Origin of the sequence: Burkholderia sp. Bp8992, from assembly GCF_003853705.1 — a bacterium.
Lineage (GTDB): Bacteria > Pseudomonadota > Gammaproteobacteria > Burkholderiales > Burkholderiaceae > Burkholderia.
The window spans coordinates 52907-77118 of the sequence record NZ_QTQI01000009.1 but is presented as its reverse complement, the minus strand read 5'-3'; the positions used below and the strand labels follow the sequence as shown (position 1 = coordinate 77118).

Sequence of the window (24212 nt, the reverse complement as noted above, 5' to 3'; positions counted from 1 at the left end):
TCGCGGCTAGCGCGTGAGCGTGCCGTCGCACGCGCCGGCATGCGCGACGCCTGCCGTGCTGCCGGTGCGCCAGAACCGGCACACGAGTATGCCGACGACGGCCTGCGCGACGACCACGAAGGCGACGCAGCCGGCCCATCCCCAGCGATGCCAGCCGGGCACCGGCAGGATCGAGCCGAGACTGCCGCCGAAGTAGTAGCAGGACAGGTAGATGCCGATCGCCGTCGAGCGCGCGTTCGCCGCCGCGTGCGAGATGAACGTATTGGCCGACGCCTGTTCGACGAACACGGCGCTCGAGCCGAGCGCGAGGCCGGCCAGGATCACCGGCACGCTGTCCGACAGCGTCAGCAATGCGCCGCCGATCGCGAGCGCGGCGGCGGCGAGCCCCGGCGCGCGCGGGCCGCGATGCCGCGCGACGCGCCCGGCCAGCGGCGTCACGATCACGGCGACCAGAAACACCGCATAGATTGCGCCGATCTCGACCGTGCCGAAGCCGAACGGCGCACGCGCGAGCCGCAGGCCGACGAACGTGAACGTCGCGACCTGCGATGCGAGCACGCAGGCACCGATCGCGAACGACGCGAGCAGCGGGCCGCGCGTGACGATGCGCCACGACGGCCCCGCATGCGCATCGTTGCCGGGCGCTGGCCGGGCGACCGCGCCAGATGCCGGCAGGCTCGCGTAAATCGCGACGCCCGTGACGAGACACAGCGCCGCGACGACGTCGAGCGCATGCCGCCAGCCCCACATCGACGTCAGCAGGTTCGTGACGAAACGGCCGGCGAAACCGCCGAGCGTCGTGCCGGCGACGAACAGCGCGCCGATCTCGGCCGACGTGCCGCGATCGAAGCGTTCGCCGATCGTCGCGATCGACAGCGCGAAGATGAACGGCATCACCAGCCCGGCCGCAAAGCGCGCGCCGAGAAACGACGCGAAACCCGCCGCATGCGCGGACCACACGACCGGCAGCGCGACGGCCACCGCCGCCAGCGAGATCGCAACGCGCCGCTCGATGCGGCCAGCCAGCACGCCGACGAACGGCGCGATAATGGCGACGGCCGCCGTGGTCGCGCTCACGCCCTGCCCTGCGCGCTCCGCGCTGACGCCGAAGGCCGCCGCGAGTTCGTGCAGGATGCCCTGCGTCGAATAGAGATTGAGAAACGCGGCGAAGCCGCAGAGAAAGAACGCGATGCGCGTGGTCCTGTCGTTCATCGGAAATGCCTGATCGTCGATGACGACAGTCTGACGAGCGCGCCGCGGGCACGCCAATACCGTTTTCATCGTCATTGATACCGGAACGACAACAATGCTCGACCTGCGCCGCCTCCGCTATTTCGTGGTCGTCGCCGACGAACTGCACTTCGGCCGCGCGGCCTTGCGCCTGCGCGTCGCGCAGCCGCCGCTGACGCGCCATATCGCCGCGCTGGAAAGCGAGCTCGGCGTGCGACTGTTCGAGCGTTCGACGCGCGCGGTGCGGCTCACGCCGGAAGGCGAACTGTTCCTCGACCATGCGCGCCACGTCGTCAGCGCAGCCGCCGAAGCCGAGGCAAGTGCGCGCAAGATCGCGCAGGGCATCGCCGGGCGCATCGTAATCGGCTACGCGAGTTCGATTCCGATGTCCGATACGTTCCCCGACGTGATCCGCGCCGCGAGCCGCACGATGCCCGACGTCGAACTCGCGTTCCGCGAGGCGGCGACCGCCAGCCAGCGCCAGCAGATCGCCGATGGCGCGATGGACGTCGGCTTCGGCTGGGCGTGGGACGGCGCGCCGGGTACGCCCGTCGCATCGCTCGTCGTGTCGCGCGAACCGCTCGTCGCGGCCGTGCCGGCCGGCAATCCGCTCGCGGGCCGTGCGAGCCTCGACGTCGCGGAACTGGCCGGCGAAACCTTCGTGACCTTTCCGCCCGGTTACGGTTCGGCATTGACCGCCGCGCTGGACGACCTGTGCGCGCAGGCCGGATTCGCGCCGCGGATCGGGGCCACTGCCGCGCAGATCGCGACGCTCGTGTCGCTGGTCGCCGCCGAACGCGGGATCGCGATCGTGCCGGGCTTCACGGCGACACTGCAGCGCCCGGGCGTCGTCTACGTGCCGCTCGCCGGCACGCGCGCGGTCGAGCAGATCGTATCGTGGAACGAGCCGTATTCGTCGGCCTGCGTCGAGCGTTTCGTTGCGTTGGCTCGCTCGCAGGCGCTGCCTGCATCGACGTAAGCGGCGCGTACCGCGCTGCAGCGTGCCGATCGGGAAATTCACCCGCCTCCCGCGTTGCGCAACTGTGTCGAATCGGCAAGATCGTTACGTATCGGAAATCAAATAACAAAAAGAACACCTAAGCATTCACTATTCGACGCGAATCCTCCAAGATGGGCACGCCGCCGGCCGGGCATGCCCGGTCGCCCGACCGGCGGCGATACGCAGGCCAGCGTATCCCTCTTCCACTTGGAGAACACAATGAACAACAATGTGTTGCCGCGTTTCATCCCGCGTGCCGTTGCCGCGGGCTGTCTGCTTGCAGTGGCGAGCGTGTCCCAGGGCGCCGGCGTCTATGCGCCCTTCGTCGACGTGACGCTCTATCCGACACCGCTCGTCGACCAGATCGGCGTCCGGCAAGGCATCCAGCAATTCACGCTCGCGTTCGTGGTCGCGGGCAACGGCTGCGTGCCGTCGTGGGGCGGCGTGCAGCCGATCGGCAACGGCGCGAGCGGCGGCCTGTTGACCGCGCTGTCGACGTCGATCGCGAGCTACCGTGCGAAGGGCGGCGAAGTCGCGGTGTCGTTCGGCGGCGCGAACGGCACGCCGCTGATGCAGGCATGCTCGACGGTCCCCGCGCTGAAAACTGCGTACCAGACCGTGATCGATACGTACGGCCTCACGCATATCGATTTCGACATCGAGGGCGCGTCGCAGCAGGACACGGCCGCGGTCGCGCGCAACTTCCAGGCCGTCGCGCAGTTGCAGTCCGACTATGCGGCGAAGGGCAAGCCGCTGCACGTCACGCTGACGCTGCCGACGATGCCGACCGGGCTCACGCAGGACGGCCTGAACGTCGTCAATGCGGCGATTTCCAACCAGGCCGCGTTCGATGCGGTGAACGTGATGGCGATGGACTACGGCCCCGCGAACATCGACATGGGCGCCGCCGCGATCAGCGCCGCGCAGGCGCTGTATTCGCAGCTCGACACGGCGTTCAAGTCGGCCGGCCGGCCGAAGACGAATGCGCAGCTGTGGCAGATGGTCGGCGTCACGCCGATGATCGGCGTGAACGACGTGCAGGGCGAAACCTTCACGCTCGCGAATGCGCAAAGCGTGTTGAACGCTGCGGTCAGCAACGGCTACGGCTTCTTCGGCAACTGGTCGGTCGGCCGCGACCAGGCGTGCCCGTCCGGCGGCACGTATGCGTCGCCGACCTGCTCGGGCGTCGCGCAGCAGCCGTACGCGTTCGCGACGATCTTCAAGCAGCTCGACGGCAAATGGGGCGCAGGCGTCACGCAGGATCCGAACTACGGCGGCGGCTCGGGCGGCGGCACGCCGCAGCCGGGCGCACCGTGGGCGGCCGGCCAGGTCTACACGGCCGGCGCGACGGTCACCTACCAGGGCACGACCTACCAGGCGCAATGGTGGACACAGGGCGACGTGCCCGGCCAGGCGGCCGTATGGAAGCCGGTCGGCGGCGGCTCGCCGGTGTGGTCGGCGACGACCGCCTACCAGGGCGGCACCTGCGTGATGTACCAGGGCGCGAAGTACTGCGCGAAATGGTGGACGCAGGGCGACAACCCGAGCGCGGGCGGCGTGTGGGTGAAATCGTGATGTCGCGACGCGCTCGCGTGTGACGCGCGGCGGGTCGCTTCCGGTGCGGCAGGATCGCGCCGGCGGACGGCCCGCCCTACCCGCGCGCGTGCTCGGCCAGCAGCCGCGCCTTCGCGTCGACGAGCAGCGCCGCGTGCGTGTCGCGATGCTGGCGGATCCGCTCGGTCGGCCCGACGACCGACAGCCCGTACCAGTCGCCGTCGAGCGTCAGCGCGACCGCGATCGCCGACAGCTCGGGCGCGCTCTCGCCGAAGTTCTCGGCCCAGCCGAGTTCGCGAAACCGCGCGGTTTGCGCGACGAGCGCCGGCAGGTCGGGCACCGTCGCGTCGGTGAAGCGTTCGAACGGCAGTTGCGCGCCGAGCGCCTGCTGCGCGTCGCCGGCGAGTTCCGCGAAAATCGCCTTGCCGATCGAGTTCGCGTGCAGCGGACGCAGCTCGCCCGGCTGGCGCGTATAGCGGATCGCCTGCTCCGACTCGACGACGTCGAGGTACGTGACCGACACGCCGTGGATCTTGCCGAGCACGGCCGTCTCGCGGCTCGCGTCGCGCAGCGCGACGAGGTGCGGATGCACGATGTCGACGACGGGATCGGTCGCGTCGATCGCGGCGGCGATCGTCTGCAGGCGCCGCGTCGGATAGTAACCGCCGCGCTTGCGCACTTCGTACAGATAGCCGCGACTCACGAGCGTGCGCGCCATCGCGAGGCAGCTCGACGGCGGCACATCGAGCAGGCGCGCGAGTTCGGTGAGCGGCAGCGGCCGCCGTTCGGCGGCGAACAGCTCGAACAGGTCGAGCGTGCGGGCAACGAGTTTGACGTCCATGGCGAGCATTTGAATCGGAACGGGAAACCGCGCGCCGGGCCGGCCGCCGGGTCGGTCCGGTCAGTACGACTTCGGCAGCCCGAGCACCTTCTCCGCGATGTAGCACAGGATCAGTTGCGGGCTCACGGGCGCGAGCCTCGGAATCATACACTCGCGCAGGTAGCGCTCGACATGGTATTCCTTCGCGTAGCCCATGCCGCCGAGCGTCGCGACGGCCGTCTGGCACGCCTGGAACGCGGCTTCCGCGCCGAGGTATTTCGCCGCGTTCGCCTCCGCGCCGCACGACTGCCCTGCGTCGTAGCGCGTCGCGGCCTTCATCACCATCAGCCACGCGGCCTCGAGCTGCATCCACGCCTGTGCGAGCGGATGCTGGATCGACTGGTTCTGCCCGATTGGCCGGCCGAACACGACGCGCTCGCATGCATACTGCGTCGCGCGGCGCAGCGCGGCCTGCCCGAGCCCGATCGCCTCCGCTGCGATCAGGATCCGCTCGGGATTCAGCCCGTGCAGCAGGTAGCGGAAGCCGTCGCCTTCGTTGCCGATCAGGTCGTCGCGCGACACGCGCAGGTTGTCGATGAACAGCATGTTCGAGTCGACCGCCTTGCGGCCCATCTTCTCGATTTCACGCACCTCGACGCGCGAACGATCGAGGTCGGTATAGAACAGGCTCAGCCCGTCGGTCGGCTTCGAGACCTGGTCGAGCGGCGTCGTGCGCGCGATGATCAGCATCTTGTTCGCGACCTGGGCGGTCGAGATCCAGATCTTGCGCCCGCTCAGCGCGTAGTCGTCACCGTCGCGGCGCGCCTGCGTGCTCAGGTGCGTGGTGTCGAGGCCTGCGTCGGGTTCCGTCACCGCGAAGCACGCCTTGTCGCGCCCGGCGATCAGCGGCGGCAGGAAGCGTGCCTTCTGCGCGTCGTTGCCGAACACCTGCACCGGGTTCAGCCCGAAGATGTTCATGTGCACGGCCGACGCGCCGGACAGGCCGGCGCCCGATGCACTGATCGTGCGCATCATCAGCGCGGCCTCGGTCATGCCGAGCCCGGCGCCGCCGTGAGCCGGGTCCATCGCGATGCCGAGCCAGCCGGCTTCGGCGAGCGCCGCGTGGAAATCGGCCGGAAACCCGCCCGCGCGATCGCGTTCGAGCCAGTAGTCGTCGCCGAAGCGCTCGCAGATTTTCTCGATCGCGCTTTCGATCGCGCGCTGGTCGTCGGTCAGGTCGAACTGCATGGACTGCTCTCCCGGGGAACGTGAACGGCTCGGCCGTTCATAGCGGAAACACGCCCGTCGCGACCGCGGCGAACACCATCAGCACGGTGGCGGCGAACAGGAACGGAATCGTGAATTTCTGATGCTCGGCGAGCTCGACGCCGGTCAGGCCGACGATCAGGAACGTCGCGGGCGTCAGCGGGCTCACCGGAAAGCCCGTCGTCATCTGGCCGAGCAGCGCGGCCTGCGCCATCTGGATCGGCGGCACGCCGAGCAGCTTGCCGCTCTCCGCGAGCACCGGCAGCACGCCGAAGTAGAACGAATCGGGGTCGAACAGCAGGCTGAGCGGCATCGACAGCAGCCCGAGCACGAACGGCATGTGGCGCGCATGCTCGACCGGTACGTGCGCGACGACGACTTCCGCCATCGCCTTCAGCATCCCCGTGCCGGACATGATGCCGGTGAACGCGCCGGCCGCGAGCAGCACGCTCGCCATCATCAGCGCGGCCTTCGCATGCGCGTCGATCCGCTCGCGCTGCGCCTGCACGTCCGGGTAGTTGATCACGAGCGCGGCGACCGTGCCGAGCATGAACATCACCATCGGGTCGACGATGCCCGACACCAGCGTGACGAGCACGACGAGCGTCAGCGCGACGTTGATCCCGAAGCGATCCGGCCGGCGCAATGCGCGTTCGGCGTCGGTCAGCTCGCGCGGCGCGATCGCCAGCGACGCCGCGCCGGCACGGTCGAGCCCGAGCCGCTTTGCCTCGCGCACGCCGAGCACGTATGCGGTGCCGAACACGAACACGAGCCCGACGATCTGTACCGGAATCATCGGCGTGAAGATCGCCGAGCCGGGAATGTGCAGCGCCGCCGATGCGCGCAGCATCGGCCCGACCCATGGGAGGAAGTTGACGCCGGCCGCCATCGACGCGACGCAGGCGAGAATCCGCCGGTCCATCCCGAGCCGCGTGTAGAGCGGCATCATCGCCGGCAGCGTGACGAGAAACGTGACGGCGCCCGAGCCGTCGAGGTGGATCAGCAGCGCGAGCAGCGCCGAGCCCATCACGATGCGCGGCGGATGGCAGCCGATCACGCGCAATACGCCCGCGATGATCGGGTCGAGCATCCCTGCATCAGTGAGGATTCCGAAAAATAGAATCGCAAAAACGAACATTCCGGCGATCGGGCCGATGTTCTGTACGCCGTGCACGATGAACTTGCCGGTCGCCAATCCGAAGCCGGCCGCGAGCGACGCGGCCACCGGCACGACGATCAGCGCGACGAGCGGCGACAGCCGCTTCGTGATGATCAGGCCGAACAGCGCGACGATGGCGATCGCGCCGATCCATGCGAGCATGATGCGTCTCCTCTTCAGCCGGCATGCGTCGTTCGTGCGCGAGCCGGCGGGATGTCCGAATGATGGCGTGCCGGTCCGCGCGGCCGGCGGCCGCGATGCCGGTCAGTCCCGGTGGTCGTTGTGGTTGTCGTCGTCCGCAAACACCTGCGCCGCGTGTTCGTTCAGCGCGGGCGGCGGCCGGCGGTACGTCGCCGGCGTACGGCCGAGCTTGATCGGCGACGCGATGCCGCGATGTCGGCCCAGCTCGACCTTCATCTCCCGATGCGCGACATGCGGATGATCGAGTGCCGCATCGAGCCCGAGTACCGGCGCGCACGGCACGCCGCGGCGCATCAGCTGCTCGGCGAGCGCTGCACCGTCGTGGGCGGCCAGTGCCGCTTCGAGCAGTGCACGCAGTGCGGCGCGGTTCGCGCTGCGCGCGCGGTTGTCGACGAAACGCGGATCGTCGAGCCAGCCGCGCGTGCCGAGCACGTCGCACAGCGCCGCGAACTGCCCGTTGTTGCCGACCGCCAGGAAGATGTCGACGCCCGCCGTCGGGAAGCTGTCGTACGGCGTGATGTTCGGATGCGCGTTGCCGGTGCGCACGGGCGCGTTGCCCGAATGGAAGAAGTTCGGCGTATGCGGATGCAGGATCGACAGCGCGCAGTCGAACAGCGTCGATTCGACGAACTGGCCGCGGCCGCTCGCATCGCGCTCGCGCAGCGCCATCAGCACGCCGAGCGCCGCGTTCAGCCCCGTGACGAGATCGACGATCGGCACGCCGACGCGCAGCGGTGCGCCGCCCGCTTCGCCATTGACACTCATCAACCCCGCGAGCGCCTGCACGGCCGCGTCGTAGCCGGGCAGCCCGCCGAGCGGGCCGTCCGCGCCGAAACCCGACACGCGGCAATGGACGAGGCGCGGAAACCGCGCATGCAGCGCATCGAAACCGAGCCCCCAGCGCTCCATCGTGCCGATCTTGAAGTTCTCGACGATGGCGTCCGCGTGCTCGAGCAGGCCGAGCAGCCGCTCGCGGTCGGCCGGTTGCGTCAGGTCGAGCGCGATACCGAGCTTGTTGCGGTTCACGCCGAGGAAATACGACGCGGTGTCGCCGTCGAACGGCGGCCCCCAGGTACGCGTCTCGTCGCCGGACGGCGGTTCGACCTTGATCACCTCAGCGCCGTGGTCGGCGAGGATCTGCGTCGCGTACGGGCCGCCCAGCACCCGCGACAGGTCGATGATGCGCAATCCCGCCAGCGCGCCCTGTTGCTCGTGTTCCGCCATGCGTCCCGCTCCTGGTTCCGGTTGATCGGACTGTCGGTTCCGGCGGTCGGCGCTCCTGGCGCGTAACCCTCCGGACTCGATGAATAATTCTTGTATGTGAATTTATATTCACACCCAGGAATTACATTGTCAAGCCCGGATGCACCCGACTGCCGGGCGGATAACGTCGCCGATCGCAAGTGGAGACGACACCGAACGCGGGCCGGTTGCGGTGGCGCCCCGCCCTTCGCTAAGCTGGCGAACGACGTTCAACTGACAAAAGCAAGGCGGAATTTTCATGAAACGGATGTGGCTGGCGGCCTTCGTGCTGGCGTCGACGCTCGGCGTCGCGCACGCGCAAAATCAGACTTTTCACTTTGGCGAGGGACAAACCGGGATGCCGGGCGTCGCACCGCAGGCCGGTGCACCCACCGCCCGGCCGGCGCCTGCGCGCCGGCACGCGACGGCGCCATCGCCGCATCATCGGCGCGCCGTTCACACGCGTCGCCATTCGCGCCACGCGAAGCCGGTGCGCAGCGGGATCTACACACACGCGTGATGCGGCACCCGGCGCGCTGCGCCGTGCACGGAACTGTCATGAACGGCCGGTAACATCCGTGCGGCGGCCTATACGCCGCCGCGGCCCGCTGCCGGACCACCGGCCGCCGGCGTGCACCTTCTCCACGATTCAGCACCTGTTTTGCCGAACATGAGCACCGGGCCGGATACCCTCGCCGTCACCAAGGAGCGCGCCACGATCGTGTGCCGCCAGCGCCGCAGCGTGCTGCTGGTCGCCCGCACGGCATCGCGCTGGTCGCTGCCGGGCGGCACGATCCGGCGCGGCGAGACGCCGCTCGAAGCCGCGCAGCGGGAGTTGGCCGAGGAAACGCGGCTGGAGGGGCTCGTGCTCGACTATGCGGTGCAGTTCGGCGGACTGACCAAACTCCATCACGTGTTCGTGGCGGAGGTGCCCGCGCACCTGACGCCGCGCGCGAGCAACGAGATCGCACGCTGCAAGTGGTTCACCGTCGACCGGCTCGATACGCTCCATGCGAGCGTGCCGACGCGCAAGATCATCGAACTGCTGCGTCTCGACTGTTTTTCGGCGATCGTGAACGACCCGCTTCGTTGACGGCGGTGCCGCCCAAGCCGGTGCCGGTCACTCGCGCAGGAACGGGCCGGCCTTGCGTTCGAGCAACGCGACGAGTTCGGGCTGCATGAACGCGTAGCAGTCGGGAATGTCGAGGCAGACGATCTTCTTGCCTTTCAGGTGCGCACCGAACAGCGTCGACAGCCGTGCCTGGTGCGCGCTCCATCACGAACACGATGTCCGCCCAGTCGAGCTGCTCGGTGGAAAGCCGCGCATCCGCGTCGGGCGCGAGGCCCGCGGAGTCGGTTTCGATGCCGGGCCACGAGGCGAACACGGCTTCCGCCGTCGGGCTGCGCAGCCGGTTGCAGCTGCAGATGAACAGTGCCCGTGTCATATCGCGTCGCGGTGCCCCGATGACGGCCCGCTCAACCTTGCGGAATCGTACCGGGCCGCACGTACGCGAGCATGTGCGGCACGTAGTCGGCCTTGCCGAGCTCGACGCCGTGATGGCGCAGGATCGCGTACGCGGCGATCGCGTGGAAGTAGAACTGCGGCAGTGCCCAGTCGCGTGCGTACTGTTCACCCGTCATGTCGAACGCGATCCCGTTCGGCAGTTCGAGCGCGATCGGCCGCGCGGTGCCGCCGTCGAGCGCATCCGGTGCGAGTTCGCCGAGAAAGGCCAGCGTGCCGGCGATGATCGCCTGCGCGTCGTCCGGCGAGCCGGGCTGCGCATCCGCGTTCCATCCTGCCTCGCGCAATGCCAGCAGCGCCGCCGGCAGCGCTTCGCCGCGCAGCCGGTAGACGGGCTCCATCGCCTGGAAGCACGAGAACCGCACCTGGGCGGCGAGCGGATACATGTCGGGCGCGAGCTTCAGCGTCATCACCGCGTCGGGCTCGGCGCCCGTGGCCTGCCGGTGCGCGACGGCCTTGTCGAGCCATGCGGATTGCGCGCGCAGCATCTGCGTATAGGTGGGAACGAGAAGTTGGGTCGGTGACACGCGTACGCTCCTGTGTTGGGGGTTCGTGCCACGATATCAGCGTCGGCAGAAAACCGCACCCCGGTTCGGCCTGGCCGCCCAAACGCGCCGTCGATTACGGCTTGCCGTGCCGCGCCAGGAACCGGTCGAGTTGCGACGCAAACGCCTTGCCGTCGCGCGCGCTGAACGGCGCCGGCCCGCCCGTGTCGATGCCCGCGCTGCGCAACTGGTCCATCATCGCGCGCGTCGACAGGCGTTCCTCGATGTTCTCGCGGCTGAACCAGTTGCCGCGCGGGTCGAGCGCCTGCGCGCCCTTGTCGAGGACGGCGGCGGCCAGCGGGATGTCGGCCGTGATCACGAGGTCGCCGGCTTCCGCCAGTTCGACGATGCGTGCGTCAGCCACGTCGAAGCCGGCCGGCACCTGGATCGCCTTGATGAACGGCGACGGCGGCGTGCGCAGGAACTGGTTCGCGACCAGCGTCACGCAGATTTCGGCACGACGCGCGGCGCGAAACAGCATGTCCTTGATGACGGCGGGACACGCGTCGGCATCGACCAGTACTTGCATGGCGGGTTGTTCCAGTGGGCAGAAAGCAGAAGCGGCGATCATAACGCACCGCCGGCCGGCCATCAGCCCGCAAGATCCGTGCGAAGCGCGTCGGCCGTTGTCCACTGCGCGCCCCATGCGGCGGCGAGCCGCGCGCCCTGCCCGATCCGCACGGCCGCATCGTCGAAGTCGACGAATACGACGTGATCGGCCGCCGCGGGCTTGGCCGGCGTCTCGCGGGTGCGCCCGTCGGACAGCACCCACAGCCAGCGCTGCTTGCCGGGCGCGCGCCGCGCATCGCGCGCGAGCAGTTGCGCGGCCGCCGCGATGCCGTCAGCGAGCGGCGTGCCGCCGCCGCCGTCCACGGGTTCGAGCCAGCGCGCATTCCACCAGCGCGGCACGGCCGGGCCGAATCGCCGGGCGGCGCCCTGACCGCCGAAGCAGATCAGCGCGGTTTCGACGCGGTCGCGCGCGGCCTGGTCGAAATACGCGACGATCAGCCCCTTCGCGAGCGCGAGCCGGTCGTGCGACAGCATCGACGCCGAACAGTCGAGCACGAAGCAATGCAGCGCATGCGGCGTGCCCGCGCGCTTCCGGAAGCGCAGATGATCGTGATGCAGCTTGCCGACACGTTTCGCGGCGAGCGTCGCCGGCCACGCGACGGCCGTGCCGGCGCGTACCGCACCCGGTACGCGCGCGGCCGCGCCTGCCTGCCATCGAGGACCGCGAACGGCGTTCGCGGCGGCGCCGGCTCGATGGCTCAGCGTTTTTTTAGCGGCAGCGGCACCACGCTCTTGACGTCGCGCAGGCCGGCCGGCTCGGGCGGCAAGTAGCCCCAGTCGCCCTGGGATGCCGATGCATCGCCTTGTGTCTCGCCGTGCCGGTTGCCGGACTGCCGGCGTGCATCCGGCGGCGAATGAGCATCGCGCTCGCCACCGTGCTGCGACGATCCGTGCGACGGCGGCGTACCGGCATGGCGCCGGTGCCGCAGCACCGCTTCCGCCACGCGCTCGACATGCGACACCGTCACCGCATCGGCCTGCTCGAGCGCAGCCAGTGCGCGCGCGGCGCGCAGTATCACGAGATCGGCGCGCAGCCCGTCGACGGCCGCGGCGATGCACAGCGCGCTGACGCGTGCATGAACCGCATCGTCGAAATCCAGCGTCGCCAGCCGCGCACGCGCGGCATGAATCCGGTTGCCGAGTTCACGCTGCGCGGAAGCATGACGCGCGCGAAATGCGTCCGGGTCGAGATCGAACGCGAGCCGTGCCTTCACGATCCGCTCGCGCTGCGCGGCGTCGAAACAGTTCTCCAGTTCGACCATCAGCCCGAAGCGGTCGAGCAGTTGCGGGCGCAACTCGCCCTCCTCGGGATTCATCGTGCCGACGAGCACGAAGCGCGCGTCGTGCGCGTGCGACACGCCATCGCGCTCGACGATATTCACGCCACTCGCGGCGACGTCCAGCAGCGTATCGACGAGGCCGTCGGCGAGCAGGTTCACTTCGTCGACGTACAACACGCCGAGGTGCGCACGCGCGAGCAGGCCCGGCCGGAAGCGCACGCCGTTTTCGGCCAGCGCATGCGCGAGATCGAGCGTGCCCGTCACCTGCTCGTCGCTCGCCGACAGCGGCAGCGTGACGAATTGCCCTTCAGGCAGCAGTTCCGCCAGGCCGCGCGCGGCGGTCGATTTCGCGGTGCCGCGCGGCCCGCTCACGAGCACGCCGCCGAGCGACGGGTCGATCGCGGCGAGCAGCAGCGCCTGCTGCAGCGCGTCCTGCGCGACGAGCGCCGCAAACGGAAAAACCGCGCGGGCGCGGTGCATCGTCGGATCGGTCATCGCCGTCCCCCTTCCTGGAGTTGTTCGCTCGCGAGCCAGACCGCCTCGATCCGCTCGCGATAGTCGCCCGGCTGCTGCCACAGGCCGCGCTGCATCGCCTCGACGAAGCGTTCGCAGATGCCGTGCAGCGCCTTCGGGTTGTGCTGTTCGAGGAACGCGCGAGTCGCGTCGTCGAACAGGTACGCGTCGGCGACGAGCGCGTACTGGTGGTCGGACAGCACGCGCGCGGTCGCGTCATAGCCGTACAGGTAGTCGACGGTCGCCGCCATCTCGGCCGCGCCCTTGTAGCCGTGCCGCTTCACGCCGTCGAGCCATTTCGGGTTGACGACGCGCGAGCGGATCACGCGTGCGATTTCCTCGCGCAGCGTGCGCATCTTCGGCGCGACCGGGTTCGCATGGTCGCCGTGATAGATGCTCGGCTGCTGCCCGGACAGGTGCCGCACGGCCGCCGTCATCCCGCCCTGGAACTGGTAGTAGTCGTTCGAATCGAGGATGTCGTGCTCGCGGCTGTCCTGGTTCTGCACGACGACGTCGATCGTCGCGAGCCGCTCGCCGAATACGTCGGCCGCCGCGTCGCCCGCGCTGTTCTGCGCATACGCATGGCCGCCCCATTGGCGGTAGGCATCGGCCAGATCGGCGTCGGTCTGCCAGCGGCGCTGGTCGATCAGGTCCTGCAGGCCCGCGCCGTAGCTGCCCGGCCGCGCGCCGAACACGCGCCAGCCGGCGCGGCGCCGCGCTTCGTCGGGCGCCACGCCCTGCGCGACCCATTTCGCACGTTCGCGCTCGATGCGCGCACGGATCGGGTTCAGTTCCTCGGGCTCGTCGAGCGCGGCGACGGCCTGCACGGCCGCGTCGAACAGGTGCATCAGGTTCGGGAACGCGTCGCGGAAGAAGCCCGACACGCGCAGCGTCACGTCGATGCGCGGCCGGTCGAAGATCTCGATCGGCAGGATCTCGAAGTCGGTCACGCGATGGCTGCCGTGCGCCCATTTCGGCCGCACGCCGAGCAGCGCGAATGCCTGCGCGATGTCGTCGCCGCCCGTGCGCATCGTCGCCGTGCCCCATACCGACAGGCCGATCGCGCGCGGATAGTCGCCGTGATCTTGCAGATGGCGCTCGATCAGTTGCTGCGCGGATTTCAGGCCGAGCGACCATGCGGCCTGGGTCGGCACGGCACGTGTATCGACCGAGTAGAAGTTGCGGCCGGTCGGCAGCACGTCGGGGCGGCCGCGCGACGGCGAGCCGCTCGGCCCCGGCGGCACGAAGCGGCCGTCGAGCCCGCGCAGCAGCTGGCGCATTTCCTCGCCGCCGCACGCGTCGAGCGCCGGCAGCAGCGTCGCGCGGACGCGCCCGATCACCGCGAGCGTGTGGGGCCATGCGCCGGGCGGCGTCGCGTCGGCGCCCGTGTTGCCGTCGGGCGCGCACAGCCCGTCCAGCCATTGCTGCGCGAGCCGTTCGAGCCGCTCGCGCGTATCGCCCGCATGGCGCCATGGCGATGCATCGAGCGCCTGCAGGATCGCCGGGCGCGGGCCGCCCCACGGCGCGGCCCAGTCGGCCGCGAGCGGATCGAAGTCGTCGCCGAGCGCGAGATCGCGCGCCAGCGCGCCGATCAGCCCCGCCCGCGCGCCCTTGCCGTCGCCGACCGGAAAGCGCGCGAGCGCGAGCAGCGTGTCGCGGCGCTGGCGATCGGCCGGCGACAGGCCGAACACGTGCAGCCCGTCGCGAATCTGCGCTTCCTTCAGTTCGCACAGCCATGCATCGACGCGCGTCAGCAGCGCATCCTCGTCGCCCGCATCGCGCGGCGGCGACACGCTCAGTTCGTCATGCAGACGATGCTCGGCGATCGTCGCGAGGATCGTCTTGCGCAGCAGTTTCGCGCGCCGCGCATCGACCATCAGCGCCTCGTAGTATTCGTCGACCTGTCGCTCGAGGTCCTGCAGCGGACCGTAGTTTTCCGCGCGCGTGAGCGGCGGCATCAGGTGATCGACGATCACGGCCTGCGCGCGGCGCTTCGCCTGGCTGCCCTCGCCCGGATCGTTGACGATGAACGGATACAGGTGCGGCAGCGGCCCGAGCGTGAGGTCGGGCCAGCATGCGTCGGACAGCGCGACGCTCTTGCCCGGCAGCCATTCGAGATTGCCGTGCTTGCCGAGATGGATGACCGCGTCGACGCGATAGGCATCGCGCAGCCAGAAGTAGAACGCGAGATACGCGTGCGGCGGCACGAGATCCGCGTCGTGGTAGCTCGCGTAGTCGTTCTCGCCGCGCGAGCGCGACGGCTGGATGCCGACGAATACGTTGCCCGCGCGCCAGCCGGCGATCGTGAAGCGTCCGTGGCGCAGCGTCGGGTCGGTTTCGGGCGGCCCCCAGCGTTCGTTCAGCGCGTCGCGCACGGCGGCCGGCAACCGCGCGAAACGCGCGACGTAGTCGGCCAGCGCGTAACTCTGAAACGCCGGGCGCAGCGCATGCACGGCCGCGTCGTTGGTCACGCCTTCGGTGAGTTGCGCGATCAGCGCGTCACCGTCGGGCGGCAGGTCGGCCACCGTATAGCCCGCATCGCGCAGCGCCGCGAGCACGCGCAACGCCGACGCCGGCGTGTCGAGCCCGACGCCGTTGCCGATCCGCCCTTCGCTTTGCGGATAGTTCGCGAGAATCAGCGCGACACGCTTGTCGGCGTTGTCGAGCGTGCGCAGCCGGCACCAGCCGCGCGCGAGCGCCGCGACGAACGCGATCCGCTCGGCGTCCGGCTGGTAGCGCACGACGTCGACCTCGGTGTGCGGGCAGCGATACGCGAGCCCCTTGAAACTCACCGCGCGCGTGACGATGCGCCCGTCGACTTCGGGCAGCGCGATGTGCATCGCGATATCGCGCGCATGCAGGCCCTGGTTGTCGGCCACCCACGCATCGCGATTGCCGCCGGACAGGATCACCTGCAGCACCGGCGCGTCGCCGGCAAGCACGTCATGTTCGGGGCTGTCGATGGCGCCGGCCGCGAACGCGGTCGTGTTCAGCACGAGCGCGACGCCGTGCGTGTCGCAGAGCTGCGTGATGACCTCGCGGCTCACCGCATCCTTCAGCGACGTCACCGCGATCGGCAGCGGATTCAGCCCTGCGTCGATCAGCGCGTCGGCCAGCGCGTCGAACACGGCCGTGTTCGCGGCCTGCCAGTGCGCGCGATAGAACAGGATCGCGACGACGGGCGCGCCGGGCGTCCAGCGCGGCCGCCAGTCGTCGACGCTCGCGCGGTCGTGCGCCGGGTGATACAGCGCGGCGGCCGGCAGCGGGCGCGGCGGCTCGGGTTCGTCGCCGAACCCGAGCGTGTGGAAGGCAATGCTGCGCAACAGTGCGCCGGCGTTGTGCGCGCCGCCCTCGCGCAGATAGCGCCACCACAGCCGGCACAGATCCGGCGTGACGGTGCTCTTCGCGACGAGGTTCGGATCTTCCTGCAGGTCGCCCGAGAACATCGCGAGCCGCTGCCCGCGTTTCGACGCGAGCGACACGGCCTGCTCGATCCCGTACGGCCAGTACGCTTCGCCGCCGAGATGATCGATCACGACCGTCTTCGCGTGGCGCAGCACGTCGTCGACATAGAAATCGACCGACGCCGGCTGGCGCAGGAACGTGACGTTCGCGAGCCGCACGCTCGGGAAACCGGCCGGCAGTTGCGGCACGACGCTCGCGAGCAGCGACAGCGTCGTGTCGGCCGAACTCAGGATCACGATGTCGGCCGGCTGCTGGTCGATCCGGACGACGCCCTGCGTATCGTCGACGAAGCCGCCCGGCGTGGTGCGCAGCAGATGCATCGTGCGTTACGCCTGTTGCGGCTCGGCCGTGCACGCAGCGTCGAACGCGCGCTGCAGCGCGGCCGCGTCGAGATCCTCGCCGATCAGCACGAAGCGGCTCGCACGCGTTTCGCCGTCCTGCCAGCGGCGGTCGAAATAGCTGTCGAAACGGCGGCCGACACCCTGGATCACGAGCCGCATCGGCGCGCCGGGCAGCGCGGCGAAGCCCTTCGCGCGGTAGATCGTGTGCGCTTCGACGACCCGCTGCAGCGCGGCGATCGTGGCTTCGCGCGTGCCGGCGTCGCCCGACACGACCACCGAGTCGAAATCGTCGTGATGGTGATCGTGATCGCCGTCGTCGGCCGAGCCGTGATGGTCGTGACGCAGGTGGATCGTTTCTTCCGATGCCGACTCGAGGCCCAGCAGCATCGCGAGATCGAGTTCGCCGCGCGTCGCGCGCACGATCTTCACCTGCGGCGGGATCTCGTCGCGGATCGCGGTTTCGATCTGCGCAAATTCCGCGTCGCCGACGAGATCGGCCTTGTTCACGATCACGAGATCGGCGGACGACAGCTGGTCGGCGAACAGTTCGTGCAGCGGCGATTCGTGGTCGAGGTTCGGATCGGCGCGGCGCTGCGCGTCGACGGCCTGCGGGTTTTCCGCGAACTGGCCGCTCGCGGCGGCCGGCCCGTCGACGACGGTCACGACCGCGTCGACCGTGAAGCTGTTGCGGATCGTCGGCCAGTTGAACGCCTGCACGAGCGGCTTCGGCAGCGCGAGACCCGACGTCTCGATCAGCACGTGGTCGATGTCCGCACGGCGCTCGACGAGCGCTTCCATCACCGGATAGAACTCTTCCTGCACGGTGCAGCACAGGCAGCCGTTCGCGAGTTCGTACAGCTGGCCCGCCGCTTCGCCCTGCGCGCCGTCGGCATCCTCGCAGCCGATGCCGCAGCCCTTGAGGAGCTCGCCGTCGATGCCGAGTTCGCCGAATTCGTTGACGATCACCGCGATGCGGCGGCCTTCGGCGTGCTGCAGGATGTGGCGCATCAGCGTCGTCTTGCCGCTGCCGAGAAAGCCCGTGACGATCGTGACGGGGAGCTTGCGTAGGGTCATGGTAGGTCTGGTGTCGAAGAAGGAATCAGGACGGGATCGTCGCGTCGGTGACGGCGAGGCAATTCATGGGGCGAAGCGCAGGAAGATCGCCGCGTGATCCGCGCGGACAGCCGCACGACGGGCGGAACAACGAATCGGACATGACGCTTCCTTGCGAACGGTCGACATCGTGAATGCCAACACGGCTGCCGCCGGCCCTGCCCGCGCCGCCTGCCGTTCGCCGTGCCGGCCCGGGCGCGTTCGCGCGGGGGCAGATCGGCGGAGGAAGCGGAAAACACCGGGCGTCGGGCCTGCTGCGGCCGTGGACGATGCGCCGCCTCCCCGCGGCGCTGAACCCCAACGTTTAGGCCGGTATCCGGGCTGGCGAACACGCCGCTTCGCCTTCCCGGATGCGCGCGGCATCCAGTGGCGGTCGTCCGCCTGCACGCGGCAGGCGGCGAAGCGGCGCTGCATCGCGCTGCGCGCGACACGTTCGCTTACCGTTGCGGGGGCAGCACAGGTTGGCTCGACTGCGGTGCAGGCAGGCTCCCTGTTTCCCGTTTAACTGCGCGCGCCGGAGCGGCACGCGCGAGCACCAAAACGCGTGCGAGTGTAGGCGGCGGTGCGGGGAGCGTCAAGGCGAGCAGCCGGCGGCGAACGCGAATGATTGTCGTTTTCAACTAGTCGAGATAAACTTCACCCGATAACAACGAAACCACTGCGCAACGGCAATGTGAGGCAATCACTCAGTCATCCTTAAATCTTCATGTCGAAACGACAGATATCCGGGCGGCACTTTCCTGTGCTGGCCCTGTCGCTGTGCTCGATCGCCGGCGTCGCCTCCTTCCCCGCCCCGGCGGCCGAATTCGACGACGAACTGCCCGCGGTCGAGGTGCGCAGCCGCCGTCACCCAAACGATCCGCGCGCCGAAAGCGTGAGCACGGCAACCCGCACCGCGAGCCATCCGCGCGACGTACCGCAAACGATCGACAGCGTCGCGGTCGAGGAAACGCTGTCCTATGGCGGCCGCACGCTGGCCGACGCGCTGGCCGGTGTGCCGGGTGTGTCCAATACGTCGGATACGCGCTTCGATTCGTTCCGCATTCGCGGCTTTTCCGCCGCGGGCGACCTGCTGCTCGACGGCATGCGCGACGACGCGCAATACGTGCGCAGTCTCGGCAACATCGAACGCGTCGAAGTACTGAAGGGGCCGGCGGCGGCGCTGTACGGGCGCGGCAGCGGCGGCGGCGTCATCAACCGGATCACCAAGCAGCCGCTGCCGGAAAACTTCGGACATCTGTCGGCGGCGACCGGCAGTTATGGGCGGCTCGGTGCGTCGGTCGATCTCAACCGGACCCTGTCGAGCGCATGGAGCGTGCGGCTGAATGCCGGACGCGAATACGCGGGCAGCTTCCGCGACCATGTCGACGGCACGCGCCAGTACGTCGCGCCGTCGATCAAATGGCGGGGCGCGCGGCGCAGCTGGCTGCTGCAGTTCGAATACGACGCGTACCGACGCGTGCCCGATCGCGGCATGCCGGCGCCGGTCGCCGCGCTCGACGCGGCCGGCAAGCCGGTCGCGTACTCGCTGCCGTCCGCGCGGCGCGCAACCTTCTTCGGCGCGGCGGGCCGCGACACCATCCGCGACGCGAACATGAACTGGCGCTCGGTCTTCACGCACGCGTTCGATGACGGCTGGGAGCTGCGTCATACGCTGGGCGTGCTGGATTTGCGCAGCACCTTCGACAATACCTACGTCACGCAAAGCTACGTCACGAAGCCGCGCGACTATCGGCGCGTGCAGCGAGCGCGCTACCTGCAGGACATGACGCATCTCAACGTGCAGACCGGCATCGAACTGGGCGGCAAGGTCGCGACCGGACCGGGGCTGCATCATCTGCTGTTCGGTATCGAATACGGCTGGCAGAAACGCAGCCCGACGCTCTGGCAGGCCGACGCGGCGCCGGTCCCGATCGGCGGACCGGATCGTTTCGCACTGGCCGGCTCGGCGCCGCGCCCGTATGCGATGAATCGCCACCGTGTCAGCGACTACGCAATCTTCGCGCAGGACCGCATCGACCTCGGCCGAGCGTGGAAGCTGCTCGGCGGCCTGCGTGGGGAACGCTTCGACGTCGCTTCGATCAACGTGCTGGACGGTCTGCATTCGCGGCGCACGACGACGGCCTGGAGCCCGCGGCTCGGCGTCGTGTGGTCGCCGGTCGGTGCGCACAGCGTGTATGCGTCGTACAGCAAGAGCTTCGCGCCGGTCGGCGGCGACCTGATCGGCATCACGCCGGACGCGCGCGGCAACGCCAACGATCTCGGCCCGCAATACAACCGCCAATACGAGATCGGCGTGAAAAGCGACTGGCGCGACGGCGCGCTGAGCACGACGTTCGCGCTGTTTCAGCTCGATCTGTACAACCGCCGCGTGGCCGATCCGGTTCGGCCGGGATTTTTCGACCTCACCGGCCTCGAGCGCAATCGCGGCCTGGAACTGGGCGTCGCCGGCCGGCTCGTGGGCGACTGGTTCGTCCGTGGCGGCATCGGCTGGCAACACGCGCGGGTGGTCGACGCCGAGCCGAAATACGCGGGCAAGCGCTCGGCGGGCGTGTCCGGGGCGAACGGCAGCCTGTTCGTCAGCCATGCGCCGCTGCGCGGATTTTTCACCGAACTCGGGCTCGTGTACGAAGGGGCGCGTTACGCGGATCGCGACAACCTGCTCGAACTGCCCGCCTACGTCCGCTGGGACGGCAAGGCCGGATATCGCACGCGCGACTTCGAGGTGACGCTGGCGGCCGTCAACCTGACCGATCGTGACTACTATGCGACTGCGACGAGCCTCGCGCAGATCATGCCCGGTTCGCCACGCACGTTCACGCTGACGGCGGCGTACAAGTTCTGACCGCGCGGCCCGCGCCGACGCCCCGCGCAGCCGGCCCGCCGGGGCTTGCGCGCCGCAAGCCCTGTGCTATCGTATGCGCCGCGTTCGGTGCTCGCATGCGCATTCCGTGCATGCAGTTAAACGGGAAACAGGAGGCGGCCATCCGCCCGGCCTGTGCTGTCCCCGCAACGGTACGCCGCCCGCGCGACGCGCTTTCCCGCGCCTGCGCCCAGGCCGCCCTCGATGCCACTGCCCTTCAGCCGGGCGGGAAGGCTGCGGCCTGGCAAGCGGCCAGCCCGGATACCGGCCGACGCAAGGGGCGAGCGCGATGCTCGCCGAACGCCCGATCCGCGGGGGACGGATGGGGTGCGCATTCCGCCCGCGTTCGCGCGAGCTTCACCCGATTCGCCATGCACTGCCTGCCCGCCGGCCGCCGATGTGCCGCCCGCCTTTTCTGTTCCACTGTTTCGACACGGTGCGTGCCGTGCCGCGTGCAATGAGCCGCGCATGGCTCGTCGGCGCCGGCCCCGGCGATGCCGACCTGCTGACGCTCAGGGCCGTGCGCGCGATCGGCATGGCCGACGTGCTGCTCGTCGACGATCTCGTGAACCCCGACGTGCTGTGCCATGCGCGCGCCGGCGCGCAGATCGAGCACGTCGGCAAGCGCGGCGGCCATGCGTCGACGCCGCAGGAAGCGATCGTCGCCGCGATGCTCGCGCACCTGCGGGCGGGCCGCAGCGTCGCGCGGCTCAAGGGCGGCGATCCGTTCGTGTTCGGCCGCGGCGGCGAGGAACTGGTCGCGCTGGGCGCGGCGGGCTTTCCGGTCGAGATCGTGAACGGCATCACCGCGGGTATCGCGGCGCCGGCCGCGCTCGGCATCCCGGTCACGCAGCGCGGCGACGCGCAGGGCGTGATCTTCGTCACGGGCCACGGCGCGGGCGTCGACGAGCCCGACTGGCGCGCGCTCGCGGCCACGCGCATGACACTCGTGATCTACATGGGCATTCGCCGGCTCGACGCGATTACCGCCGCGCTGCGCGCCGGCGGCGTGCCCGGCGATACGCCGTGCGCGGCGATCGAGAATGCGACACGCCCGGAACAGCGGCACGTGCTCGCGACACTCGACAGCCTCGTCGAACGCGCCGGCACGACCGGCCTCGGTTCGCCGGCGATCGTCGTGATCGGACGCGTCGCGGCGCTCGCCGACGATCCGGCAGTGCGTGCGGCGCTCGGCGGCCACGCATGATGCGCGTCGCGCTCGGCATCGGATTCCGCACGGGCGTCACGGCCGCGCAACTCGATGCCGCGATCCGCGCGGCGCTGGCGCGTTACCCGGCCGCCGAACCGGCGCTCGTCGCGACGCTCGTCGACAAGGCGCGTGCCCGTGCGCTGCGCACGCTGTGCGCGCGCCGCGGCTGGCCGCTCGTCGCATTCGACGCGGTGCGGCTGGCGAGCCATCCCGAACTCGCCGTGAGCGGCCCGTCGGACGCCGCGCTTGCACGCTTCGGTGTTGCCGGTGTGGCCGAACCTTGCGCGCAGCTCGCGGCGCCGCACGGCAGGTTGCTGGGCCCCAAATCCATCCGGGACGGCGTGACGGTCGCGCTCGCCGGCCCGCTCTGAACCCTTTGTTTCGCTTTCGACAGGACGATTTCCGATGAAGACCGATGCCGAATCCCATCAACGGATGACCGAACGCCGCCGCGCCGGCCACGAGAAGAAGCAGGCCGCCGCCACCCAGGAAAAGGGCCTGCTGATCGTCAATACCGGCAACGGCAAGGGCAAGAGCACGGCTGCGTTCGGCATGGCCGTGCGCGTGCTCGGCCACGGCATGCGGCTCGGTGTCGTGCAGTTCATCAAGGGCGCGCTGCACACGTCCGAGCGCGACTTCCTCGGCGCGGTCGCGGAATGCGATTTCGTGACGATGGGCGACGGCTATACGTGGAATACGCAGAACCGCGACGCCGACATCGCGACCGCGCGCAAGGGCTGGGACGAAGCGCGCCGGATGATCGAAAGCGGCGATTACCGGATGGTGATCCTCGACGAGCTGAACACCGTGTTGAAGTACGAATACCTGCCGCTCGACGAAGTGCTCGCGACGCTCGTCGCGCGTCCGGATTCGGTGCACGTCGTCGTGACCGGGCGGCACGCGCCCGATGCGCTGATCGACGCGGCCGACCTCGTCACCGAAATGCGGCTCGTCAAGCATCCGTACAAGGAGCAAGGCGTGAAGGCGCAGCGCGGCGTGGAGTTCTGAGCGTGCCGGCCTGCCCCGCGCTGTTCGTCAGCGCACCCGCGTCGGGCCAGGGCAAGACGTCGGTGACGGCCGGCCTCGCGCGGCTGCACCGCCGGCTCGGCCGCCGCGTGCGCGTGTTCAAGACCGGGCCGGATTTTCTCGACCCGATGCTGCTCGAACGCGCAAGCGGCGCGAGCGTGCATGCGCTCGACCTCGGCATGGTCGGCGAGGCCGGTTGCCGCGCGCTGCTTGCCGATGCCGCGCGCGAAGCGGACCTGATCCTGATCGAAGGCGTGATGGGGTTGTTCGACGGCACGCCGAGCAGTGCCGATCTCGCGGCCGCGTTCGGCGTGCCGGTCGTCGCGGTGATTTCGGCGAAGGCGATGGCACAGACGTTCGCGGCGATCGCGTTCGGGCTCGCGCGATTCAGGCCGGAGCTACCGTTTCACGGCGTGCTGGCGAACCGCGTCGGCTCGGCGCGGCATGTGGAACTGCTGCAACAGGCGCTGCCGGGCGACCTGCGCTGGCTCGGGCACGTCCCGGCCGATGCGGGCATCGCGCTGCCGGAGCGGCATCTCGGCCTGCACCAGCCGGCCGACATCGACGATCTCGACGCGCGGCTCGACCGCGCGGCCGACGTGCTCGCGCAGACGGCGCTCGCCGAATTGCCGCCGGCCGTCGCGTTCGCGGAACCGGACGCCTCGGCGCCGCTGCCGCGCGCGCTCGCCGGCAAGCGGATCGCGGTGGCGCGCGATGCGGCTTTTTCGTTCATCTATCCGGCGAATCTCGCGCTGCTCGACGCGCTCGGCGCGCAGTTGCGGTTCTTCTCGCCGCTCGCCGACGAACCGGTGCCCGACGATTGCGACGCGCTATTCCTGCCGGGCGGCTATCCGGAACTGCATGCGGCGATGCTGGCGGCAAATGCCGCGACCGCGCGGACGATTCGCGCGCATGCGGCGGCCGGCCGGCCGATCGTCGCGGAATGCGGAGGGATGGTGTATCTGTGCGAATCGCTGACCGACGTGGACGGCTCGACGACGCCGATGCTCGGCGTGCTGCCGGGTCACGCGACGATGCAGCGGCGGTTCGCGGCGCTCGGCATGCAGCAGCTCGACACGCGCACCGGGCCGATGCGCGGGCACACGTTCCACTATTCGCGGCTCGCGACGCCGCTGGAGCCGGTCGCGAGCGCCGCGCGCCCCGACGGCGCGCCGGGCAGCGGCGAAGCCGTCTATCGCCACGGTGCGATCGTCGCGACGTACATGCACATGTACTGGCCGTCGAATCCGGATGCGGTCGTGGCGTTGTTCGGCGGAGAGGCGTTCTGAACG

At 69.7% G+C, this 24212-nt stretch carries 20 protein-coding genes, 1 pseudogene and 2 riboswitches; of the genes and pseudogenes, 9 read left to right on the top strand and 12 right to left on the bottom strand.

All coding sequences use genetic code 11. From position 1 onward, the window contains the following. Window positions 1-6 precede the first annotated feature (6 nt). On the bottom strand, window positions 7-1212 hold the full coding sequence (locus tag DIE03_RS15395) for an MFS transporter (protein ID WP_124451704.1): 1206 nt from the start codon (window positions 1210-1212) through the stop codon (window positions 7-9). A gap of 94 nt (window positions 1213-1306) precedes the next feature. On the opposite strand from DIE03_RS15395, the gene DIE03_RS15390 reads away from it, so the two are divergent. Both DIE03_RS15390 and DIE03_RS15385 read left to right on the top strand, forming a co-directional pair. Further along, window positions 1307-2209 (top strand): LysR substrate-binding domain-containing protein, encoded by a 903-nt coding sequence (locus DIE03_RS15390; protein WP_124451702.1) that lies wholly within the window; start codon window positions 1307-1309, stop codon window positions 2207-2209. A gap of 240 nt (window positions 2210-2449) precedes the next feature. Further along, the gene (locus DIE03_RS15385) at window positions 2450-3805 is read left to right on the top strand and encodes a chitinase (RefSeq protein WP_124451700.1); all 1356 of its coding nucleotides are present in this window, start codon (window positions 2450-2452) and stop codon (window positions 3803-3805) included. A gap of 76 nt (window positions 3806-3881) precedes the next feature. On the opposite strand, the gene DIE03_RS15380 is transcribed toward DIE03_RS15385, so the two are convergent. From DIE03_RS15380 to DIE03_RS15365, 4 genes are all read right to left on the bottom strand, one after another. Then, window positions 3882-4625, bottom strand: a complete 744-nt coding sequence (locus DIE03_RS15380) for an IclR family transcriptional regulator (protein WP_124451698.1) — start codon at window positions 4623-4625, stop codon at window positions 3882-3884. Window positions 4626-4685: 60 nt separating this feature from the next. Next, complete coding sequence (locus DIE03_RS15375) at window positions 4686-5852, bottom strand: acyl-CoA dehydrogenase family protein (protein WP_124451696.1); 1167 nt, start codon at window positions 5850-5852, stop codon at window positions 4686-4688. Between the two features lie 37 nt (window positions 5853-5889). Next, the gene (locus tag DIE03_RS15370; RefSeq protein ID WP_124451694.1) at window positions 5890-7191 is read right to left on the bottom strand and encodes a CitMHS family transporter; all 1302 of its coding nucleotides are present in this window, start codon (window positions 7189-7191) and stop codon (window positions 5890-5892) included. A 102-nt stretch (window positions 7192-7293) separates the two neighbouring features. Beyond that, the gene (locus DIE03_RS15365) at window positions 7294-8454 is read right to left on the bottom strand and encodes a CaiB/BaiF CoA-transferase family protein (RefSeq protein WP_124451692.1); all 1161 of its coding nucleotides are present in this window, start codon (window positions 8452-8454) and stop codon (window positions 7294-7296) included. A 277-nt stretch (window positions 8455-8731) separates the two neighbouring features. Here DIE03_RS15365 and DIE03_RS15355 point away from each other — a divergent pair, with 277 nt between their 5' ends. Together DIE03_RS15355 and DIE03_RS15350 are read left to right on the top strand one after the other, a co-directional pair. Next, on the top strand, window positions 8732-8992 hold the full coding sequence (locus DIE03_RS15355; protein WP_124451688.1) for a hypothetical protein: 261 nt from the start codon (window positions 8732-8734) through the stop codon (window positions 8990-8992). 150 nt (window positions 8993-9142) lie between these two features. Beyond that, window positions 9143-9565, top strand: coding sequence for an NUDIX hydrolase (locus tag DIE03_RS15350; RefSeq protein WP_124451686.1), 423 nt, complete (start codon window positions 9143-9145; stop codon window positions 9563-9565). Window positions 9566-9592: 27 nt separating this feature from the next. Here DIE03_RS15350 and DIE03_RS15345 read toward each other — a convergent pair. The 7 genes and pseudogenes from DIE03_RS15345 to cobW form a co-directional block, all read right to left on the bottom strand. Further along, window positions 9593-9917: pseudogene (locus DIE03_RS15345) on the bottom strand (low molecular weight protein tyrosine phosphatase family protein). A 31-nt stretch (window positions 9918-9948) separates the two neighbouring features. Continuing rightward, a complete protein-coding gene (locus DIE03_RS15340; protein WP_124451684.1) occupies window positions 9949-10521 on the bottom strand; it encodes a DUF1993 family protein in 573 nt (190 codons plus the stop codon). A gap of 94 nt (window positions 10522-10615) precedes the next feature. After that, window positions 10616-11068 (bottom strand): YaiI/YqxD family protein, encoded by a 453-nt coding sequence (locus DIE03_RS15335; protein WP_124451682.1) that lies wholly within the window; start codon window positions 11066-11068, stop codon window positions 10616-10618. 62 nt (window positions 11069-11130) lie between these two features. Then, on the bottom strand, window positions 11131-11667 hold the full coding sequence (locus tag DIE03_RS15330; protein WP_124452004.1) for a VWA domain-containing protein: 537 nt from the start codon (window positions 11665-11667) through the stop codon (window positions 11131-11133). Window positions 11668-11807: 140 nt separating this feature from the next. Then, a complete protein-coding gene (locus DIE03_RS15325; RefSeq protein ID WP_124451680.1) occupies window positions 11808-12884 on the bottom strand; it encodes an ATP-binding protein in 1077 nt (358 codons plus the stop codon). After that, the gene (cobN, locus tag DIE03_RS15320; RefSeq protein ID WP_124451678.1) at window positions 12881-16687 is read right to left on the bottom strand and encodes a cobaltochelatase subunit CobN; all 3807 of its coding nucleotides are present in this window, start codon (window positions 16685-16687) and stop codon (window positions 12881-12883) included. Before cobN ends, DIE03_RS15325 begins: the two co-directional genes overlap by 4 nt. A 6-nt stretch (window positions 16688-16693) precedes the next feature. Next, a complete protein-coding gene (gene cobW, locus DIE03_RS15315; RefSeq protein ID WP_124451676.1) occupies window positions 16694-17782 on the bottom strand; it encodes a cobalamin biosynthesis protein CobW in 1089 nt (362 codons plus the stop codon). A 328-nt stretch (window positions 17783-18110) separates the two neighbouring features. Further along, window positions 18111-18376: riboswitch (cobalamin riboswitch) on the bottom strand. A gap of 151 nt (window positions 18377-18527) precedes the next feature. Between cobW and DIE03_RS15310 the strand changes: the two genes are divergently transcribed. From DIE03_RS15310 to DIE03_RS15290, 5 genes are all read left to right on the top strand, one after another. Further along, window positions 18528-20666, top strand: coding sequence for a TonB-dependent siderophore receptor (locus DIE03_RS15310; protein ID WP_124451674.1), 2139 nt, complete (start codon window positions 18528-18530; stop codon window positions 20664-20666). Window positions 20667-20734: 68 nt separating this feature from the next. Continuing rightward, window positions 20735-20972: riboswitch (cobalamin riboswitch) on the top strand. A gap of 109 nt (window positions 20973-21081) precedes the next feature. Continuing rightward, on the top strand, window positions 21082-21891 hold the full coding sequence (gene cobA, locus DIE03_RS15305; RefSeq protein WP_409364423.1) for a uroporphyrinogen-III C-methyltransferase: 810 nt from the start codon (window positions 21082-21084) through the stop codon (window positions 21889-21891). Then, entirely contained in the window at window positions 21888-22265 is a 378-nt protein-coding gene (locus DIE03_RS15300; RefSeq protein WP_124451670.1) for a cobalamin biosynthesis protein, read from the top strand. Before cobA ends, DIE03_RS15300 begins: the two co-directional genes overlap by 4 nt. A 34-nt stretch (window positions 22266-22299) precedes the next feature. After that, window positions 22300-22902: a cob(I)yrinic acid a,c-diamide adenosyltransferase gene (gene cobO / locus DIE03_RS15295; RefSeq protein WP_124451668.1), complete on the top strand. Its 603-nt coding sequence runs from the start codon at window positions 22300-22302 to the stop codon at window positions 22900-22902. 2 nt (window positions 22903-22904) lie between these two features. Continuing rightward, window positions 22905-24209, top strand: coding sequence for a cobyrinate a,c-diamide synthase (locus DIE03_RS15290; RefSeq protein WP_124451666.1), 1305 nt, complete (start codon window positions 22905-22907; stop codon window positions 24207-24209). Window positions 24210-24212: the final 3 nt, after the last annotated feature.

Bases quoted from the DNA above. Each gene is read 5' to 3' on its own strand.
- DIE03_RS15395 (WP_124451704.1), bottom strand. From the start codon at position 1,212: ATGAACGACAGGACCACGCGCATCGCGTTCTTTCTCTGCGGCTTCGCC.
- DIE03_RS15390 (WP_124451702.1), top strand. From the start codon at position 1,307: ATGCTCGACCTGCGCCGCCTCCGCTATTTCGTGGTCGTCGCCGACGAA.
- DIE03_RS15385 (WP_124451700.1), top strand. From the start codon at position 2,450: ATGAACAACAATGTGTTGCCGCGTTTCATCCCGCGTGCCGTTGCCGCG.
- DIE03_RS15380 (WP_124451698.1), bottom strand. From the start codon at position 4,625: ATGGACGTCAAACTCGTTGCCCGCACGCTCGACCTGTTCGAGCTGTTC.
- DIE03_RS15375 (WP_124451696.1), bottom strand. From the start codon at position 5,852: ATGCAGTTCGACCTGACCGACGACCAGCGCGCGATCGAAAGCGCGATC.
- DIE03_RS15370 (WP_124451694.1), bottom strand. From the start codon at position 7,191: ATGCTCGCATGGATCGGCGCGATCGCCATCGTCGCGCTGTTCGGCCTG.
- DIE03_RS15365 (WP_124451692.1), bottom strand. From the start codon at position 8,454: ATGGCGGAACACGAGCAACAGGGCGCGCTGGCGGGATTGCGCATCATC.
- DIE03_RS15355 (WP_124451688.1), top strand. From the start codon at position 8,732: ATGAAACGGATGTGGCTGGCGGCCTTCGTGCTGGCGTCGACGCTCGGC.
- DIE03_RS15350 (WP_124451686.1), top strand. From the start codon at position 9,143: ATGAGCACCGGGCCGGATACCCTCGCCGTCACCAAGGAGCGCGCCACG.
- DIE03_RS15335 (WP_124451682.1), bottom strand. From the start codon at position 11,068: ATGCAAGTACTGGTCGATGCCGACGCGTGTCCCGCCGTCATCAAGGAC.
- DIE03_RS15325 (WP_124451680.1), bottom strand. From the start codon at position 12,884: ATGACCGATCCGACGATGCACCGCGCCCGCGCGGTTTTTCCGTTTGCG.
- cobN (WP_124451678.1), bottom strand. From the start codon at position 16,687: ATGCATCTGCTGCGCACCACGCCGGGCGGCTTCGTCGACGATACGCAG.
- cobW (WP_124451676.1), bottom strand. From the start codon at position 17,782: ATGACCCTACGCAAGCTCCCCGTCACGATCGTCACGGGCTTTCTCGGC.
- DIE03_RS15310 (WP_124451674.1), top strand. From the start codon at position 18,528: ATGTCGAAACGACAGATATCCGGGCGGCACTTTCCTGTGCTGGCCCTG.
- cobA (WP_409364423.1), top strand. From the start codon at position 21,082: ATGTGCCGCCCGCCTTTTCTGTTCCACTGTTTCGACACGGTGCGTGCC.
- DIE03_RS15300 (WP_124451670.1), top strand. From the start codon at position 21,888: ATGATGCGCGTCGCGCTCGGCATCGGATTCCGCACGGGCGTCACGGCC.
- cobO (WP_124451668.1), top strand. From the start codon at position 22,300: ATGAAGACCGATGCCGAATCCCATCAACGGATGACCGAACGCCGCCGC.